The organism is Methylobacterium sp. AMS5, from assembly GCF_001542815.1.
Classification (GTDB): domain Bacteria; phylum Pseudomonadota; class Alphaproteobacteria; order Rhizobiales; family Beijerinckiaceae; genus Methylobacterium.
On sequence record NZ_CP006992.1, the window covers coordinates 2,371,171 to 2,386,793 of the forward strand.

A 15,623-nucleotide genomic window follows, 5' to 3' on the forward strand; every position below is an offset into this window, starting at 1 on the left:
GTCGCGTCATAAGAAAGCGTAGGTTTTTCGCTCGCTTGGACGGAGGAGGCGCCGTTCTGAATCCGCTCCGATCCATCGAAGGACGCATGTGCCTCGCCTCGCCCCCTTCCGAGCCTGACGCGCTGCGCCGCGCCGTCGCCATCGTGGATGCGGCATCGGCCGCTGCGGCTCTGGCGGCGGGGGCCGATGCGCTGGTGTTCGAAGCGGCGCTGCCTCCGGGGCTCGTGGCGGATCTGCGGGCGCGCCGGCCGGATCTGACGCTCTACGCTGCGCTCGACGGTCCCGACGATTCCGGCCTCGATGCACTCATGGCGCAAGGGCCGGACGGCGTGCTGCTGCGCGATGCGCGCTCCGGCCGGGACGTGGCCGCCCTCGGGGGCCGGCTCGCCGTCTGCGAGGCGCAGGCCGGCCTGCCCGACGGCGCGACCGTGATCCTCCCCGTGATCGGCCATCCCCTCGGCGTGCTCGACGCCCACAGCTTTGCCGGAGCGAGCCCGCGGCTGACCGGCCTCGGCCTCGACGGGACGGCGCTTGCGGCCGTCCTGCGAGAAACGGGCGCGCTCGCCCAGGCCCGCAGCCTCGTCCGCCTCGCCGCGGCGGCGGCCGGGGTGGCCGCCTTCGACATGGTGACAGCGGGCGAGGATTGCTCACCCGAACGGCTTGCGGCGGCGCGGCAGGACGGCTTCGAGTGGGTCGTGGTGCGGGCCCCGGCGCGCGTTGCGGCCCGGCCGCGCGACGGCGCCGGATGAGGCCGCCCTCGGCCGCAAGCGAAACAGAAGAGGTCGTCATGTTCACCGTCTACGGCGACCGCAAGTCGGGCAATTGTCTGAAGGTGGCCTGGGTCTCCGCGCATCTCGGGATCGACCTCGACTGGCGCGAGCTCGACATCCTGAAGGGTGAGACGCGCACCCCCGAGTTCCTCGCCCTCAACCCGGACGGGCGCGTGCCGACCCTGGTGCTGGAGGACGGGCGCAGCCTTGCCGAATCGAACGCGATCATCGGCTATCTCGCCCGCGATTCCGCTCTGATCCCGGCGGATGCCTTCGCGCAGGCGAAGATGCGGCAATGGCTGTTCTGGGAGCAGTACAGCCACGAGCCGTACATCGCCGTGCGCCGCTTCCAGCTCCTCTATCTCGGCCGATCGGAGGCCGAGCTGGAACCGAAGCTGTTCGAGCGGGGCCACGCCGCGCTCGCGCTGATGGAGGGCGCGCTGGCGGAGCGGCCCTTCCTCGTCGGCTCTGGCCTGAGCCTCGCCGACGTGGCCCTCGTGGCCTACACCCGTCTTGCCCACGAGGGCGGCTTCGATCTCACGCCCTATCCGGCTCTGCGGTCCTGGATCGAACGTGTTGAGACCGGGCTCGGGATCGACGCGGCGGGCCTGTCGGCATGAGGTCGTGACCGGCGCTTGCTTCGGATTGAAACCGTTCCATTTCGCGTGGGCCGCCCCATCTCCCATGTCGCGACATGCGCCGAGAGGAATGAATGGTGGTTTCACGATACGGACGTGCGCTGGCTGCGGGTGTCGCGCTGGCTCTGCTCGGCGGCCTTCCGGCCCGAGCGCAGGACAGCTCGACGGCCGAGCAGACCATCGACGTCATGAACACCCTGTTCGGCAAGCATCCCGGAAAGCGTGCCAACCACGCCAAGGGCGTGGTCGCCGAGGGCAGCTTCACCCCCTCCGCCGACGCGGCGAAGATCAGCAAGGCGTCCCTGTTCGCGGGGCCGGCCGTGCCGGTGACGATCCGCTTCTCGGATGCGACCGGTGTTCCGACGATCGCGGACGGCGCCGCCAACGCCAATCCCCACGGCATGTCGCTCAAGTTCAAGCTCGGCGACGGCTCGGATATGGACGTCGTCCTGAACGCGCTCGCCTATTTCCCTGTCGCCACCGGCGAGGAATTCCGCGACCTGCTGAAGGCGGTGTCCGAGAGTGGGCCGGACGCGAAGAAGCCGACCGCACTGGAACGCTTCGTCGCGACGCACCCCGCTGCGGCCACCGCCGGCGCCACGGCCAAGACCCCGTCGAGCCTTGCCCGGCAGACCTATAACGGCGTCAACGCCTTCGTGTTCGTCGACAAGGACGGCAAGCGGCAGCCGTTCCGCTTCCGGTTCGTCCCGGTCCAGGGCGAGGAGATTCTGTCCGCCGAGGAGGCGGCCAAGCGGGAGCCGAACTACCTCATGGACGAGATCGGCCCACGCATCGCCAAGGAGCCGGCGAAGTTCCGGGTGCTGGCGCAACTCGCCGAGGCGGGCGATCCCACCAACGACGCCACGAAGCCGTGGCCGGAGAGCCGGAAGACCCTCGACCTCGGCACGCTGACGGTCACCAAGGTCGTGCCGGACAGCGCCGAGGCCGAGAAGGCGCTGCTGTTCATGCCGAACGCGCTCACCGACGGCATCGAGGTATCGGATGATCCGCTCATCGATGCGCGCGTTCAGGCCTACGCGGTGTCGTTCGGCCGGCGCGCGCAGTAGAGGGTCGTCGTGGCCGGGATCGCTCCGTCTAACGGGCGGTCCCGGCGGCCGGAGCCGCGGATCCGGCGGGGCGGGGCGTGTCCGAAGCGCCGGTGCGCGCCCCGTCCTTCGTGGCGCCCGAGCCGGTCAGTCCACCCGCGCCCACGCTGCCCGTGGAGGGGGCGGCCTCGTTCCGGTCTTTCGCCGGGGACGGGGAGGCAGCCCGTTTGTCCTCAGCCGCCGCGGCGCTCCCGGCGAGACCGGTGAATAGCGCGGCACCGAGGAGAATACCGCGTCCAGACAGTCCCATCATGCGTTCGCTCCCGAGTGCGGCAGGTCATGCTGCCGTCCTGCGTGACCAACCGCAGGCCCTCGGCCGTGTTCCGGTGCGCCGTGACGGAGTTCCGCAGACCGAACAGCGATCACGCGGATCGGGATCTCACCCCCGCGCTCAAGCGCCCTTCGGCCGCCGCAGCTCGAACCGGTTCTCGGACTCGGTGGTGAAGTAGTCGAAATAGCCGCCGCGCAGGATCGGGCGCATGGCGCCGGTATCGACCCGGCCGTCCTTCACGAAGCGGTCGTCCACGTAGATCGAGACCACCTGCCCGATCACCATGAAATTCGCCGGCTCGCCGCCGCCGAGCGGCACCAGCGGCACGGTCTGAAGCCACTTGCACTCGATTGCCGCGGGCGATTCCGCGACGCGGGGCGGGCGCACGCGGCGCGAAGGTGCGGGGGTCAAACCGGCAAAGCCGAACTCGCTCTCGCCCCGTGCCAGCGGCGCCGAGGTGGCGTTGACCGCCTCGCGCAGGTCGAAGGTGGCGAGGCTGCACACGAACTCGCCGCCCTCTTCCGCGAAGGTCATCGCGTCCTTGCGGCCCGAGGAGGAGAACATCACCATGTCGGGCTCGCCGCCGACCGCGTTGAAGAACGAGTACGGCGCAAGGTTCACCCGCCCCGCCCGGTCCATGGCGCTGATCCAGCCGATCGGGCGCGGGGCGACGATGGCCTTCAGCGGGTTGTGCGGCAGGCTGGGCGCCTCTGCCTCGTAATGCATGGGGCGTCCCTCAGAGCCTGGTGACGATCTGGGCGAGGTCCGGCCGCGGCCGGTCCGACGGCACCTCGCGGGCGCGGCCGATATGGATGAAGCCGGCGATCCGTTCGGCCGGGTCGAGGCCGAGGGCATCGAGCACCCGGCGGTCATAGGCGAACCACTCGGTAAGCCACGAGGTCGCGAAGCCCGCGGCGTTCGCAGCGACCACGAGGTTCATGCAGACGGCGCCGGCCGAGAGCACCTGCTCCCATTCGGGGATTTTGACGTGCGGCCCGGCGCGGGAGACGACACCCACCACCGTCGGCGCGTGGGTGAGGCGCTGCCGCTCCTGCGCACGCCGCTTCTCGTCGGCTTGCGGAAAGTCGGCGAGGAAGGTCCGCTCGATGATCGCGCCGACGCGCTCGCGCGCCTCGCCCTCGATCACGAGGAAGCGCCAGGGGCTCAGCTTGCCGTGGTCGGGCACCCGCGCCGCGATCGCGAGCCAGGCGTCGAGCTCCTCCGCCGTGGGGCCGGGCCCGTCGAGCAGCATCGGCGGCACCGAGCGGCGGGTGCGCAGCAGGTCGAGGGTGCCGGCCTGCGCGGCGTCTCGAATCTCGGTCATGGACAATCCGCGTGCGGTGGCTGAAGGATGGGTGAGACTCGGTTCCCGACCGCCATGCCGCCGCCACGGTCGGGTTTCAAGAGCGCGCGGGTGCATCGAGGGCGCACCGAGGGCCAAGATGGCCCCGGACGGCGCGGGCAGAAGGGTCGAGGGACGATGGGACGCGGGTCCGCAGGCTGCAGAATCGTCGCCTCGGTCGTCGTCTTGGTCGGTGCCTTGGCCGCTCTCCTCACGATTCCGCCCGCTGCCGCGCAAGCGCCGGCGCCGTTCGGGCCGGGCCTGCCCTCGCCGGGCGTCACCGGGCCGGTGCTGCCGCCGCCCGCGGCGGAGGGCGAGGCGGATCTCACGCTTTCGGCAGTTTTCGTCGGCGCGAACGGGCCGATCCGCTCCGGCCTGACCTGGCGCGTCTATGGCGAGAACGGGGACGGCGCCCGCCCGGCCATCGTCGCCCGCTCGAACGATCCCGCCCCGACCTTCAAGCTCGCGGCCGGCGCCTACGTCGCCACCGTCACCTACGGCTATGCCAGCGCCTCGAAGCGGATCACCATGGCGGGCACCGCCAGCACGGATCAGCTCCGCGTGGCCGCGGGCGCCCTCAAGCTGTCGGGGGCGGTCGGCGACCAGAAGATCCCGGGCAACCAGCTCGGCTTCTCGGTCTACGTGCCGATCGGGACGAATTCGGAAGGGCGCCTCGTGCGCAGCGGCATCAAGGCCGGCGAGATCGTGCGACTGCCCGAGGGCACCTACCACGTCGTGTCGAGCTACGGCGATTCGAACGCGATCCAGCGCGCCGACCTCCGGGTCGAGAACGGCAAGGTCACCGACGCGACCATGAACCACCGCGCCGCGACCGTGACCCTGAAGCTCGTGGCCGCCCCCGGCTCCGAGGCCTTCGCCGGCACCGCCTTCAGCGTGCTGACGCCGGGCGGCGACACGATCCGCGAGGCGATCGGCGCCTTCCCGTCCGTCACCCTGGCGGAAGGCGACTACGTGCTCATCGCCCGCCATGACGGGCAGGTCTTCACCCGCGAGTTCAAGGTGGAGAGCGGCATGGACCGCGACATCGAAGTGGTGGCGAAAGGAAGCTGAGCCCGATGCGCCTGCGCAAGACCGCCCTCGCGGCCCTCCTGATTCTGTCCGGCGCGGGTGCGGCGGGGGCTCAGACCGTCGTGGACGGCTCGGAGGCCGGCGTCGGGGCGGAGGCGGCGCGGACCGTGCTGAGCCTGATCGAGCGGCAGATGCGCGACCCCGAGGCGAAGGTGGCCGGTCTGCGGATCGGCCGGGCGGGGGCTTTGTGCGGCACGGTCGATCTGCGCAACCGCATGGGCGCCTATACCGGCCCCCGGCCGTTCGTGGCCGACCTGTCCGAACCCTTCCTCGGGCGTCTGCCCGAGGGGCCGGAACTGCGCAGCCCGGGCTCCATGGCGGCGTTCCGGGCCATGGAGCGGGCCAAAGCGCTGTTCGAGGCGAACTGCACCGCCGGCTGATCGCGCAGAGCCGAATCCGGCCCGATCGCGTCAGCCCGGCGTCTCAAGGTCCTTGCTTTCGCACCGTCGCTTTCCGAAAGCCGGCGACCGCCTTTCGGGGCGATGCCCTAGGCGAACGGCACGATCAGCGGCAGGGCGAGCACGGCGCCGGCGGCCAGGACGATGGCATCGCGCAGGCGCCGGCCGATCCAGGCGCGGGCGCCGGGATGCGGCGCGTGGGTGTCTTCAAAAAACGTCATGGTCTGTCTCCTATCGGGCTCGATGGCACCGATATGACGGCGCCGCCGCTTTCCCGACAGGGACGGTTGCGGTACGATTTCGAAGAACTGTCCGGGACGAGCGCCGGTACAGTTCGAAGGGACAGCCATGACGGTGACGGTCGCGGAACCGGTCCTCTCGCGGGTCGAGACGGTGATGCGCGCCATCGAGGCGCGCATCGAGGGCCGGGCGCTCGGCCCCGGTGCCCGCTTGCCCTCGGTGCGGGGCCTCGCCGACAGCATGCAGGTCTCGAAATCGACCGTGGTCGAGGCCTATGACCGGCTGGCCGCGCGCGGCGCCATCGTCTCGCGGCCGGGTTCCGGCTTCTTCGTCTCCGCCCGCCCGGAGCCGCTCTGCCTCACCGCGATCGGGCCGCGGCTCGACCGGGCGGTCGATCCGATCTGGATCACCCGGCAATCGCTCGAGGCGCGGCCGGATTCCCTGAGGCCCGGCTGTGGCTGGCTCCCGCCGGATTGGTTGCCGGAGGCGGAGCTGCGCCGGGCCCTGCGCCAAGTCGCCCGCCAGAGCGACGCGGTGATGTTCTACGACACGCCGCAGGGCCATGCGCCGCTGCGCCAGCACCTCGCGCTGCGGCTGACCGAGCGCGGCATCCGCGCCCATCCCGATCAGCTCGTGCTGACCGATTCGGTCACCCACGCGCTCGACCTGATCATCCGCTTCCTCGCCGAGCCCGGCGATACGGTGCTGCTCGACGATCCCTGTTACTTCTCGTTCCAGGCGCTCGCCCGCGCCCACCGCTTGCAGATGGCCGGCGTGCCGTTCGGGCCGGACGGGCCGGATCTCGCTGCGTTCGAGGGGGCGCTGATCGAGCATCGCCCCCGCTTCTACATCACCAATTCCGCCCTTCAGAACCCGACGGGCGCCACGTTGAGCCCGGTCGCCGTCCACCGCATCCTGCGGCTCGCCGAGATGCACGGCACGCTCATCGTCGAGGACGACGCCTATGCCGATTTCGAGGCGGAGCCGGGACCGCGGCTCGCCGGCTTCGATGGGCTCGACCGGGTGATCCATGTCGGCGGCTTCTCGAAGACGATCTCGACCGGGGCCCGCGTCGGCGCGATCGCGATCCGCGACGACTGGGTCGAGCGCCTCGTCGATCTCAAGCTCGCGGTCTCCTTGAGCGACAACCACCTCACCGCGGCCACCGTCCACCGCTTCCTCGCCGAGGGCAGCTACCGCCACCATGTCGATGCCATGCGCACCCGGCTGGCGGAGGCCCGCGGCACGGTCGTGCGGCGGCTCGCGGAGGTCGGCGTCACCGTGCCCTTCGTGCCGAAGGGGGGCATGTTCCTCTGGGCGCGCCTGCCGGACGGCCTCGACGCGGCCGAGATTTCCCGCCGGGCGCTGGCCCGCGGCGTGGTGCTGGCGCCGGGCAACGTGTTCTCGCTGAGCCAGGGCGCCGCCGGCGCCATGCGGTTCAACGTGGCGCAATGCGCCGACCCGCGGGTTTTTTCCGAACTGGCGCGGGCGATGGAGGGCTGAGCCTCACGCTCTGCAATCCAACTTTAAAACTTTGGCGTGCACTCTGATCGGAGGGGTTGAGTTCGGGGGCATAGGATGGCGTTCATCGGCGCATCGCGGGGAGCGGCGCGGGGCGGACCGGCCTCCGCACTGGCGGCGCGGCTCGGCTTCCGCATCGGGCTCGTCGGCCTCTTCTCCGGAACACTTCTTCTTGCGGCCCTGCTGCTGTTCAGCCTCCAGCCGATGTTCACCAAGCGCGTGCTGCCGATCCTCGGCGGCACGCCTGCGGTTTGGTCCGTGGCGATGGTGGTGTTTCAGGCGCTCCTGCTCGCCGGGTATGCCTACGCCCACGCTCTGACGCGCTGGCTGCAGCCTCGGGCGGCGCTCGCCACGCACGTCCTCGTGCTGCTCGCCGGGGTCGTTTTCCTGCCCGTGGGGATGGCCAAAGGGTTCGGCGCACCCCCGGCGGAAGGCGAAGCCCTCTGGTTGATCGGTCTGTTCCTCGCCTCGATCGGCCTGCCGTTCTTCGCCCTCTCCGCGAGCGCGCCCCTTCTCCAGGCATGGTTCGCCCGCTCGGGGGACGCGCGCAGCGCCGATCCGTACTTCCTCTACCGCGCCTCGAATATCGGCTCCTTCGCGGCGCTTCTCGCCTACCCGCTTCTGATCGAGCCGCTGCTCGGCCTCGACGCACAGGCGCGCCTCTGGTCGCTGGGTTACGCTGCGATGACCTGCGCCGTGGTGGCGTGCGGGCTGCGCCTGCGCAACACCGCACCGGTGGCCGCGCCGGTCGAGGCCGAGCTGACGGTCGAAGCCAGCCCCCGCCGTCGTCTCGCCTGGATCGGCCTGTCCGCGGTGCCCTCCGCGCTGCTCGTCGCGGCGACCGCACACATCTCGACCGATGTCGCGGCGATTCCCCTGATCTGGGTCGTGCCGCTCGCACTCTATCTCGTGAGCTTCATCCTGGCCTTTCGCCCCGCACAACCGGGTCCGGATCGAACGGGTCGCCTGCTCTCCGGCCTCCAGATCGCCGGGACCGGCTGCGCCTTCGCCGTGGTGGTGTTCAAGCAGACGCCGTTCCTGCTCGATCTCGGGCTCACGCTTGGCCTGCTTTTCGTGAACGCCCTGATGGCGCACCGCGCCGTCTACGCCCTCCGGCCCCCCGCGGCGCGGCTCACGGAATTCTATCTCTGCACCTCGTTCGGCGGCATGTGTGGTGGGATCTTCGCCGCCCTCGTGGCGCCGCACCTCTTCTCCGGCGTCTACGAGTATCCGCTGCTCCTCGCCGCCGCCCTCCTGTGCCGGCCCGGTGTCACCGCCGGCGGTCTGCCGGCCGTCCTGCGAGAGGCGCGTCGCTCGGCGGTCCCTCTGATCGGTGCGTTCCTCGCGGCGCTGCTCGCCCTCGTGGCGAGGGGACCGCAATTGGGGATCGAGGTCCTGATGGTCTGTCTCGTGCTCACGCTGGCGGCCGACTGGCGCTCGCCGGCACGGGCGTCGCTGGTGGGGATCGCGATCGGTGTCGCTTGCCTCGCGCTGCAGGCCGCGGTGATGGCGGAGGGCGGCAACCACCGGAGCTTCTTCGGCGTCCACCGCGTGTACACCAGCCCGGACGGTCAGTTTCGCCTGCTGGTGCATGGCACCACGATCCACGGGGCCATGCGCCTGCGCGACGACGAGGGTCGGGCAAGCACCGGGCGTCCCGTCCCCGCGACCTATTTCGCACCGGGCGGTCCGCTCTCGGACGTGTTCGAGATCAGCCGTCGGGTGAACGGGGCGATTCCGGCGGTATCCGTGGTCGGGCTCGGCGCCGGCAGCCTCGCTTGCCATGCGCGAGCGGGGGAGGCCTGGACCTTCTACGAGATCGATCCCGTGGTGATTCGCCTCGCACAGGACGCGAACACCTTCCACTTCCTCTCGGAATGCGCACCGGATGCCCGCGTCGTCCAGGGCGATGCACGTCTGACGCTGTCGGGCCGAACCGAACAGGCGCGGGTGCTCGTCGTCGATGCCTTCTCGTCGGATGCGATCCCGATCCACTTGCTGACCCGCGAGGCGCTCGCCATCAACTTTGCCCATCTCGATGCGCAGGGCCTGCTCGCCTTCCACATCAGCAACCGGGATTTCAGCCTGAGCCACGTGCTGGCGCGGTTGGCCGCCGAGCGGGACCTGACGCTGTTGCAGCGCCTCGATCCACCGCGGCAGCCATCCGTCGGATTCGCGCACTCGCCCTCCGAGGTCGTCCTGATGAGCCGCGATCCGGCGGTCGTCCGCGAGGCGAAGGCCATGGGCTGGCGGGCGGTGACGCCCGACCTTTCCCGCCGGCCCTGGAGCGATGACTACGCCAACGCCCTGGAGGCGATGCGCGACCGCTGGCGCGAACTGCTCACGTCGGCACGTTGACGATCAGGGCGCCGGAAGCTCGACGTGCTGGCCGTCGAGCACCGCATCGGTGCTCGGATGGCTCTCCGCGGCGGCGTCCGCCCGGCGTCGATCCGGGGAGGTCGCCTCCTCGATGAAGGCGGCGAGCGCGGCATCGAGCGCCATCGTGGTGGTCTTCTGGCTTCCCATGCGGCGCACCGAGACCGTGCGCTCCTCCGCCTCGCGGCGGCCGAGCGCCAGCAGCACCGGCACCTTGGCCAGCGAGTGCTCGCGGACCTTGTAGTTGATCTTTTCGTTGCGCAGGTCGGCCTCGACCCGGAGCCCTGCGCGCTCCAGCACGCGGACCACCTCGCGGGCGTAGGGGTCGGCATCGCTGGTGATCGTCGCCACCACGATCTGCACCGGCGCGAGCCAGAGCGGGAAATGCCCCGCAAAGTGCTCGATCAGGATGCCGGTGAAGCGCTCCATCGAGCCGCAGATGGCGCGGTGGATCATCACCGGCGGCTTCTTCTGGCTGTCGGCGTCGATGTAGCTCGCGTCGAACCGCTCCGGCAGGTTGAAGTCCACCTGCGTGGTGCCGCACTGCCAGTCGCGGCCGATGGCATCGCGCAGCACGTACTCGAATTTCGGCCCGTAGAACGCGCCCTCGCCGGGATTGACCGCGGTCTTGATCCGGCCGCCCGACTGCTCCTCGATCTGCGCCAGCACCTGCGTCATCACCGCTTCGGCGTGGTCCCACAGGGCGTCGGAGCCGACGCGCTTCTCGGGCCGCGTCGAGAGCTTCACCAGGATCTGGTCGAAGCCGAAATCGGCGTAGGTCGAGAGGATCAGGTCGTTGATCTTCAGGCACTCGGCGGCGAGCTGGTCCTCGGTGCAGAAGATATGCGCGTCGTCCTGGGTGAAGCCGCGCACCCGCATCAGACCGTGCATCGCGCCGGACGGCTCGTAGCGGTGGACGACGCCGAACTCGGCCATGCGCAGGGGCAGGTCGCGGTAGGATTTCAGCCCGTGCTTGAAGATCTGCACGTGGCCGGGGCAGTTCATCGGCTTCAAGGCGAACCAGCGCTTATCCTCGGCCTCTTCGCCGGCGGATTGGGCCGCGAACATGTTCTCGCGGTACCAGCCCCAGTGGCCGGAGGTCTCCCACAGCGACTTGTCGAGGATCTGCGGGGCGTTCACCTCGGCGTAGTCGCCCTTCAGGCGGCGGCGCATATAGGCGATCAGCTCCTGGAAGATCGTCCAGCCCTTGGCGTGCCAGAACACGACGCCGGGCCCCTCCTCCTGGAAGTGGAAGAGGTCCATCTCCTTGCCGAGCCGCCGGTGGTCGCGGCGCTCCGCCTCCTCCAGCCGGTGCAGGTAGGCGTCGAGATCCTCCTTCGTCGCCCAGGCCGTGCCGTAGATGCGGGTCAGCATCGGGTTGTTGGAATCGCCCCGCCAGTAGGCGCCCGCGACCTTCATCAGTTTGAAGGCGGAGCCCACCTTGCCCGTCGAGGTCATGTGCGGGCCGCGGCAGAGGTCGAACCACTCGCCCTGGCGGTAGATCTTCAGATCCTCGCCCGGCGGAATCGCATCGACCAGCTCGACCTTGTAGCTCTCGCCCTTCTCGGCGAAGAGCGCCTTCACGTCGTCGCGCTTCCAGACTTCCTTCGTGAACGGAGCATCGCGCGAAATGATCTCGCGCATCTTCGCCTCGATCTTCGGGAAGTCCTCCGGCGTGAACGGCTCGTCCTTGGCGAAGTCGTAGTAGAAGCCGTTCTCGATGACGGGGCCGATCGTCACCTGCGTGCCGGGCCAGAGCGCCTGCACGGCTTCCGCCAGCACGTGCGCGCAGTCGTGGCGGATCAGTTCGAGCGCGCGGGCATCATCGCGCGAGATGAACTCGATCGCGGCGTCGCGCGCGATCATGTCGTCGAGGTCGCAGACCGTGCCGTCGAGCGCCATGGCGACCGTGCGCTTGGCGAGCGACTTGGCGATGCCCTCCACCACGGTCCGACCGGTCACCGCGGCGTCGTACGCGCGGGTGTTGCCGTCGGGGAAGGTCAGGATGGGCATGATGGGACCGTGTTTTCGTCAATGACGCCCCGGGGAGGGGACGGCGGGTTTTCGGAAGGCGGGCGGGTGAAGTCAATGCTGACTCACCACACCAAGAGACAACAGCAGCCGACAGAGCCCGTTAAACGGCGCGCGTTTGGCATCCCGCCGCTCCTCATGCTCAGGCGCCGCGCAGCGGCGCGAAGCACGCCGCAACGCTGATCCCGCAGACGTGTCCCTCAGGATCGACCGTTCCGGGTTGCTTCGAGGCCGAGCTTTCGCTCGGCGGCTCAGCAAGGAGCGGGGCGCTTGCCAGACATCCGATCAGACGGGCGCTCTCACAGATCGTCCGGACCCCAGCCGAGGCGCGCAGCGATCGCACTGGCTTCGGCGTCATCGAGGAACAGAACGAGCCCCGCCCCACCATCGGCGGTGACCCGGAACCGGCGCGTCTCGCCCGCCGGCCGGCTCGCGTCGAGCCGTTCGAGCAGGCTCCAGTCGAAGTTCTTGTCGGCCGGGAAGGTGAGGGGCGGGATCGGCGGCTGCGTCTCGAACGCGACGCGGAAGCCGTGCCCGTAGGGCCCGAGTCCCGGCACGCGGGAGACGGTGACGCCGCGGCCGGTCCAGACCCCGGCGAGATCGATCAGCCGGGCGAACAGCGCACGATAGGTCTCTTCGTCGGCCCCGTCGTAGCCGTGATCTTCGAAGATTGCCGCGTTGGTGAATTCGTCCTCGATCGCGTCGGCGAGGGCGCGGTAACTCCACAGGATGTCGATCGACAGCGCCTCCGGGCTGTGCTCGGTCAGCGGCCGGGTCGCGGTGTCGTCGCCGACCGCGAATTCGGGATGCTCCGCCATCGCTCGCGCGACCGCGCGCCGGTCCATTCCTTCGTAATGGGGCCCGAGCCGGAGGCCCGCCGCGATCAAGCCGTTCAGGGCCGCCGCGACGGCGTCGATCTCCGCCTCGCTGCGGCGTTGCGGCGGCTGCGGTTTCGGCTCCCAGGCCGGCACGGGCGGCGGGGGCGGTCCCGGTTTCCAGGCTGGCACGGGGTGCGGGGGTGGGCGGTCCTGGCCGAGCAGGCGGCGGAGCCAGCCGATCATGTCGTCTCCCACAGCCACGCCGCGCCGCGCACGCCCGAAGCGTCGCCGTGCAGGCTCGCCCGCAGCGGCGTGTCGAAGCGGTCGGAGAAGACGTGCGGTGCGATTGTCTCCGGCAAGGCGGCGACGAGGCCCTCGACCCGCGAGAGGCCGCCGCCGAGCACGATCACGTCGGGATCGAGGATGTTGACCACCTGGGCGATGGCGCGGCCGAGCCGGTCGCGGTAGCGCGCCATCGCCGCGGCGGCCTCCGCATCCCCGGCCTGCGCCCGGGCGACGATCGCCTCGCCGGTCAGCGTCTGACCCGTACACCGGGAAAAGTCCGCGGTGAGGCCGGGGCCGGAGAGCCAGGTCTCGATGCAGCCGTGGCGGCTGCAATAGCAGGCGGGGCCGGGGCGTTCGTCGTCGCGGGGCTGGGGAAGCGGGTTGTGGCCCCATTCCCCGGCGATGGCGTTGCGGCCCGTCAGCGCCCGTCCTCGGACCGCGATGCCTGAACCGACGCCGGTGCCGAGAATGATCGCCCAGACGAGGGTCTCGCCCGCGCCGGCTCCGTCCACCGCCTCCGAGACGGCGAGGCAGTTGGCGTCGTTCTCGACCCGCACCGGGCGGCCAAGCCGGGCGGTAAGATCCGCCGCGAACGGGCGGCCGTTCAGCCAGACCGAGTTGGCGTTCTTGATCAGGCCGGTGGCGCGGGAGACCGCGCCGGGCATGCCGACCCCGACGCTCGCCTCCGTCGCGCCGGCCTGTTGCTCCAAAGCGGCGACGACACCGGCGATGGCGTCGAGAGTTCCGGCATAGTCGCCCCGCGGGGTCGGTACACGGGTCTCCGCCCGCGTCGCCCCGTCGGCGTCGAGCGCGATCCCGGCGATCTTGGTGCCGCCGAGATCGATCCCGATCCGCAACCGGTCGGAGGCCAAAGCGGGCTTACTGCGCTGCCACAACCTTCGGAGCGGGGGTCGGCTCATCCTCGCCGGGGCCTTCCGGCGCCTCGTCGGAGATCTCGGTGCCGATCGAGACCGGATGCGCCATCACTTCGGCGAGCTTCTTCCTGTCGAGCTCGCCCTCCCAGCGGGAGACGACGATCGTGGCCACACCGTTGCCGATGAGGTTGGTCAGCGCGCGGCATTCCGACATGAATTTATCGACGCCGAGCACCAGGGTCATCGCCGCCACCGGCACCGGTGCGCCGGGGATGGCGGCCAGCGTCGCGGCGAGGGTTATGAAGCCCGCGCCGGTGACGCCCGAGGCACCTTTCGAGGTCAGCATCGCGACGAGGAAGATCGTCGCGTACTGCCCGACCGTGAGATCGGCGCCCACTGCCTGCGCCAGGAACAGCGTGGTGAGCGTCATGTAGATATTGGTGCCGTCGAGGTTGAACGAGTAGCCCGTCGGGATCACGAGGCCGACGACCGAGTCCGAGGCGCCCAGGCGCTTCATCTTGGTCATCATGTGCGGCAGCACGGTCTCCGAGGAGGAGGTGCCGAGCACGATCAGCAGCTCGTCCTTGATGTAGGCGAGGAACTTGATGATCGAGAAGCCGGCAAAGGCCGCGATGCCGCCGAGCACGACGAAGATGAACAGCAGCGAGGTGGTGTAGAACGTGCCCACCAGCCAAGCGAGGTCGATGACCTTGCCGATGCCGTACTGGCCCACCGTGAAGGCCATGGCGCCGAAGGCGCCGAGGGGCGCGAGTTTCACGATGAGGCCGATGATGCGGAAGAAGACCTGACCCGCCGCGTCGATGCCGTGGGTGATGCTCTCGCCCTTCTTGCCCATGCCGGTGAGCACGACGCCGGTCAGCACCGAGATCAGCAGCACCTGCAGCAGGTCGCCCGTGGCGAAGGCGTCGAAGAAGCTCTTGGGAATGATGCCGAGGAGGTGGGCGACGGTCGAATCCGCCGCCGCCTTGCTGGCGTAGCCCTCGACCGCCTTGGCATCGAGCTTCGACACGTCGGCGCCGAAGCCGGCGCCCGGCTGGACCACCTCGCCGACGACGATGCCGATGAGGAGCGCGAGGGAGGAGACGACCTCGAAGTAGATCAGGGCCTTGAGGCCGACGCGGCCGACCTTCTTCAGGTCGCCGATCGAGGCGATGCCGTGGACGATGGTGCAGAAGATGATCGGCGCGATCAGCATCTTGATCAGCGCGATGAAGCCGTCGCCGAGCCATTTGAGCGACTTGCCCCATTCCGGTGAGAGCCAGCCGAGCAGCACGCCGAGCACGATGGCGATCAGCACCTGGATGTAGAGCACCCGGTACCAGGGGGTGTGCGCGCCGGACGTGCCGGGGGCGCCCGCATCATGGGTTGCTGAATGGGCCATGTTTCCTCACCGATACCGTGTTGCGCGGCCTCGCCCGGGCGGCTTTGGGCGGACGCTATTCCGTTTGATCCTGGTGCTCAATCGCACCTCGGTAGTCGGCGCGGCGTTTGTAACCGATGGGTCTTTCGACCTGGCCGGGTATCGTGGCGAGCCATCTGTCCGCATAGCGCGGCGAAGTCTCGCGTCACGGCCGCCGTGGCGACGTTCGGGCCGGGCTGATGCCAAGGCGGCGAGGCCGGTGCAAGCCGTCTTCCGTCCGCTGCCGACCCGCGGCGCCGGGACCGCCCCTCCGCTTTGTCCTCCGTCCCCGCGACGAAGCGGCTTCCCCTTGGCGGGCGGGCGCTCTAGAAGCGCTCCATGTTCGGCCTCATGCACATTCCGCCGCGAATTACGGGCCCGGCCTCCGCGTAGGCGCCGCGTTCAGCGGCCGCGCCGGATGCCGGGTGAAGCGCGTCCGCCCG

General features: G+C 70.0%; 14 protein-coding genes. 7 read left to right on the forward strand and 7 right to left on the reverse strand.

Translation table 11 applies throughout. The annotated features are described in order from the left end of the window. Positions 1–86: 86 nt before the first annotated feature. The 3 genes from Y590_RS10720 to Y590_RS10730 all read left to right on the forward strand — a co-directional run bounded on the left by Y590_RS10720 (position 87) and on the right by Y590_RS10730 (position 2,475). On the forward strand, positions 87–749 hold the full coding sequence (locus Y590_RS10720) for an aldolase/citrate lyase/malate synthase family protein (RefSeq protein WP_060769820.1): 663 nt from the start codon (positions 87–89) through the stop codon (positions 747–749). Positions 750–787: 38 nt separating this feature from the next. Continuing rightward, positions 788–1,390 (forward strand): glutathione S-transferase family protein, encoded by a 603-nt coding sequence (locus Y590_RS10725; protein WP_060769821.1) that lies wholly within the window; start codon positions 788–790, stop codon positions 1,388–1,390. Between the two features lie 92 nt (positions 1,391–1,482). Beyond that, positions 1,483–2,475, forward strand: coding sequence for a catalase family peroxidase (locus Y590_RS10730; protein WP_060769822.1), 993 nt, complete (start codon positions 1,483–1,485; stop codon positions 2,473–2,475). A gap of 430 nt (positions 2,476–2,905) precedes the next feature. Here the strand turns inward: Y590_RS10730 and Y590_RS10735 are convergent, their stop codons facing one another. Next, entirely contained in the window at positions 2,906–3,511 is a 606-nt protein-coding gene (locus Y590_RS10735; protein WP_060769823.1) for a flavin reductase family protein, read from the reverse strand. 10 nt (positions 3,512–3,521) lie between these two features. Then, positions 3,522–4,109, reverse strand: a complete 588-nt coding sequence (locus tag Y590_RS10740) for a nitroreductase family protein (protein WP_060769824.1) — start codon at positions 4,107–4,109, stop codon at positions 3,522–3,524. Between the two features lie 156 nt (positions 4,110–4,265). Here Y590_RS10740 and Y590_RS10745 point away from each other — a divergent pair, with 156 nt between their 5' ends. Beyond that, entirely contained in the window at positions 4,266–5,198 is a 933-nt protein-coding gene (locus tag Y590_RS10745; RefSeq protein ID WP_060769825.1) for an RgsD C-terminal domain-containing protein, read from the forward strand. Between the two features lie 5 nt (positions 5,199–5,203). Beyond that, positions 5,204–5,596 (forward strand): hypothetical protein, encoded by a 393-nt coding sequence (locus Y590_RS10750; RefSeq protein WP_060769826.1) that lies wholly within the window; start codon positions 5,204–5,206, stop codon positions 5,594–5,596. Positions 5,597–5,703: 107 nt separating this feature from the next. Here the strand turns inward: Y590_RS10750 and Y590_RS27305 are convergent, their stop codons facing one another. Continuing rightward, complete coding sequence (locus Y590_RS27305) at positions 5,704–5,835, reverse strand: hypothetical protein (protein WP_286161890.1); 132 nt, start codon at positions 5,833–5,835, stop codon at positions 5,704–5,706. A 127-nt stretch (positions 5,836–5,962) separates the two neighbouring features. Between Y590_RS27305 and Y590_RS10755 the strand changes: the two genes are divergently transcribed. Both Y590_RS10755 and Y590_RS10760 read left to right on the forward strand, forming a co-directional pair. Beyond that, positions 5,963–7,357 carry an aminotransferase-like domain-containing protein gene (locus Y590_RS10755; protein WP_060769827.1) on the forward strand — a complete coding sequence of 465 codons (1,395 nt, stop codon included), beginning with the start codon at positions 5,963–5,965 and terminating at the stop codon, positions 7,355–7,357. Between the two features lie 75 nt (positions 7,358–7,432). Continuing rightward, positions 7,433–9,733, forward strand: coding sequence for a class I SAM-dependent methyltransferase (locus Y590_RS10760; RefSeq protein ID WP_060769828.1), 2,301 nt, complete (start codon positions 7,433–7,435; stop codon positions 9,731–9,733). A gap of 3 nt (positions 9,734–9,736) precedes the next feature. Here Y590_RS10760 and thrS read toward each other — a convergent pair whose 3' ends face one another. The 4 genes from thrS to Y590_RS10780 form a co-directional block, all read right to left on the reverse strand. Further along, positions 9,737–11,764, reverse strand: coding sequence for a threonine--tRNA ligase (gene thrS / locus Y590_RS10765; protein WP_060769829.1), 2,028 nt, complete (start codon positions 11,762–11,764; stop codon positions 9,737–9,739). Positions 11,765–12,081: 317 nt separating this feature from the next. Beyond that, the gene (locus Y590_RS10770) at positions 12,082–12,843 is read right to left on the reverse strand and encodes a hypothetical protein (protein ID WP_060769830.1); all 762 of its coding nucleotides are present in this window, start codon (positions 12,841–12,843) and stop codon (positions 12,082–12,084) included. Then, positions 12,840–13,805, reverse strand: a complete 966-nt coding sequence (locus Y590_RS10775; protein ID WP_060769831.1) for an ROK family protein — start codon at positions 13,803–13,805, stop codon at positions 12,840–12,842. The genes Y590_RS10770 and Y590_RS10775 overlap by 4 nt, the downstream gene beginning before the upstream one ends. Continuing rightward, positions 13,765–15,162, reverse strand: coding sequence for a dicarboxylate/amino acid:cation symporter (locus tag Y590_RS10780; RefSeq protein WP_060769832.1), 1,398 nt, complete (start codon positions 15,160–15,162; stop codon positions 13,765–13,767). Before Y590_RS10780 ends, Y590_RS10775 begins: the two co-directional genes overlap by 41 nt. Between the last annotated feature and the right edge of the window lie 461 nt (positions 15,163–15,623).

Bases quoted from the DNA above. Each gene is read 5' to 3' on its own strand.
- Y590_RS10745 (WP_060769825.1), top strand. From the start codon at position 4,266: ATGGGACGCGGGTCCGCAGGCTGCAGAATCGTCGCCTCGGTCGTCGTC.
- Y590_RS10720 (WP_060769820.1), top strand. From the start codon at position 87: ATGTGCCTCGCCTCGCCCCCTTCCGAGCCTGACGCGCTGCGCCGCGCC.
- Y590_RS27305 (WP_286161890.1), bottom strand. From the start codon at position 5,835: ATGACGTTTTTTGAAGACACCCACGCGCCGCATCCCGGCGCCCGCGCC.
- Y590_RS10730 (WP_060769822.1), top strand. From the start codon at position 1,483: ATGGTGGTTTCACGATACGGACGTGCGCTGGCTGCGGGTGTCGCGCTG.
- Y590_RS10770 (WP_060769830.1), bottom strand. From the start codon at position 12,843: ATGATCGGCTGGCTCCGCCGCCTGCTCGGCCAGGACCGCCCACCCCCG.
- Y590_RS10725 (WP_060769821.1), top strand. From the start codon at position 788: ATGTTCACCGTCTACGGCGACCGCAAGTCGGGCAATTGTCTGAAGGTG.
- Y590_RS10775 (WP_060769831.1), bottom strand. From the start codon at position 13,805: ATGAGCCGACCCCCGCTCCGAAGGTTGTGGCAGCGCAGTAAGCCCGCT.
- Y590_RS10740 (WP_060769824.1), bottom strand. From the start codon at position 4,109: ATGACCGAGATTCGAGACGCCGCGCAGGCCGGCACCCTCGACCTGCTG.
- Y590_RS10780 (WP_060769832.1), bottom strand. From the start codon at position 15,162: ATGGCCCATTCAGCAACCCATGATGCGGGCGCCCCCGGCACGTCCGGC.
- Y590_RS10760 (WP_060769828.1), top strand. From the start codon at position 7,433: ATGGCGTTCATCGGCGCATCGCGGGGAGCGGCGCGGGGCGGACCGGCC.
- thrS (WP_060769829.1), bottom strand. From the start codon at position 11,764: ATGCCCATCCTGACCTTCCCCGACGGCAACACCCGCGCGTACGACGCC.
- Y590_RS10755 (WP_060769827.1), top strand. From the start codon at position 5,963: ATGACGGTGACGGTCGCGGAACCGGTCCTCTCGCGGGTCGAGACGGTG.
- Y590_RS10735 (WP_060769823.1), bottom strand. From the start codon at position 3,511: ATGCATTACGAGGCAGAGGCGCCCAGCCTGCCGCACAACCCGCTGAAG.
- Y590_RS10750 (WP_060769826.1), top strand. From the start codon at position 5,204: ATGCGCCTGCGCAAGACCGCCCTCGCGGCCCTCCTGATTCTGTCCGGC.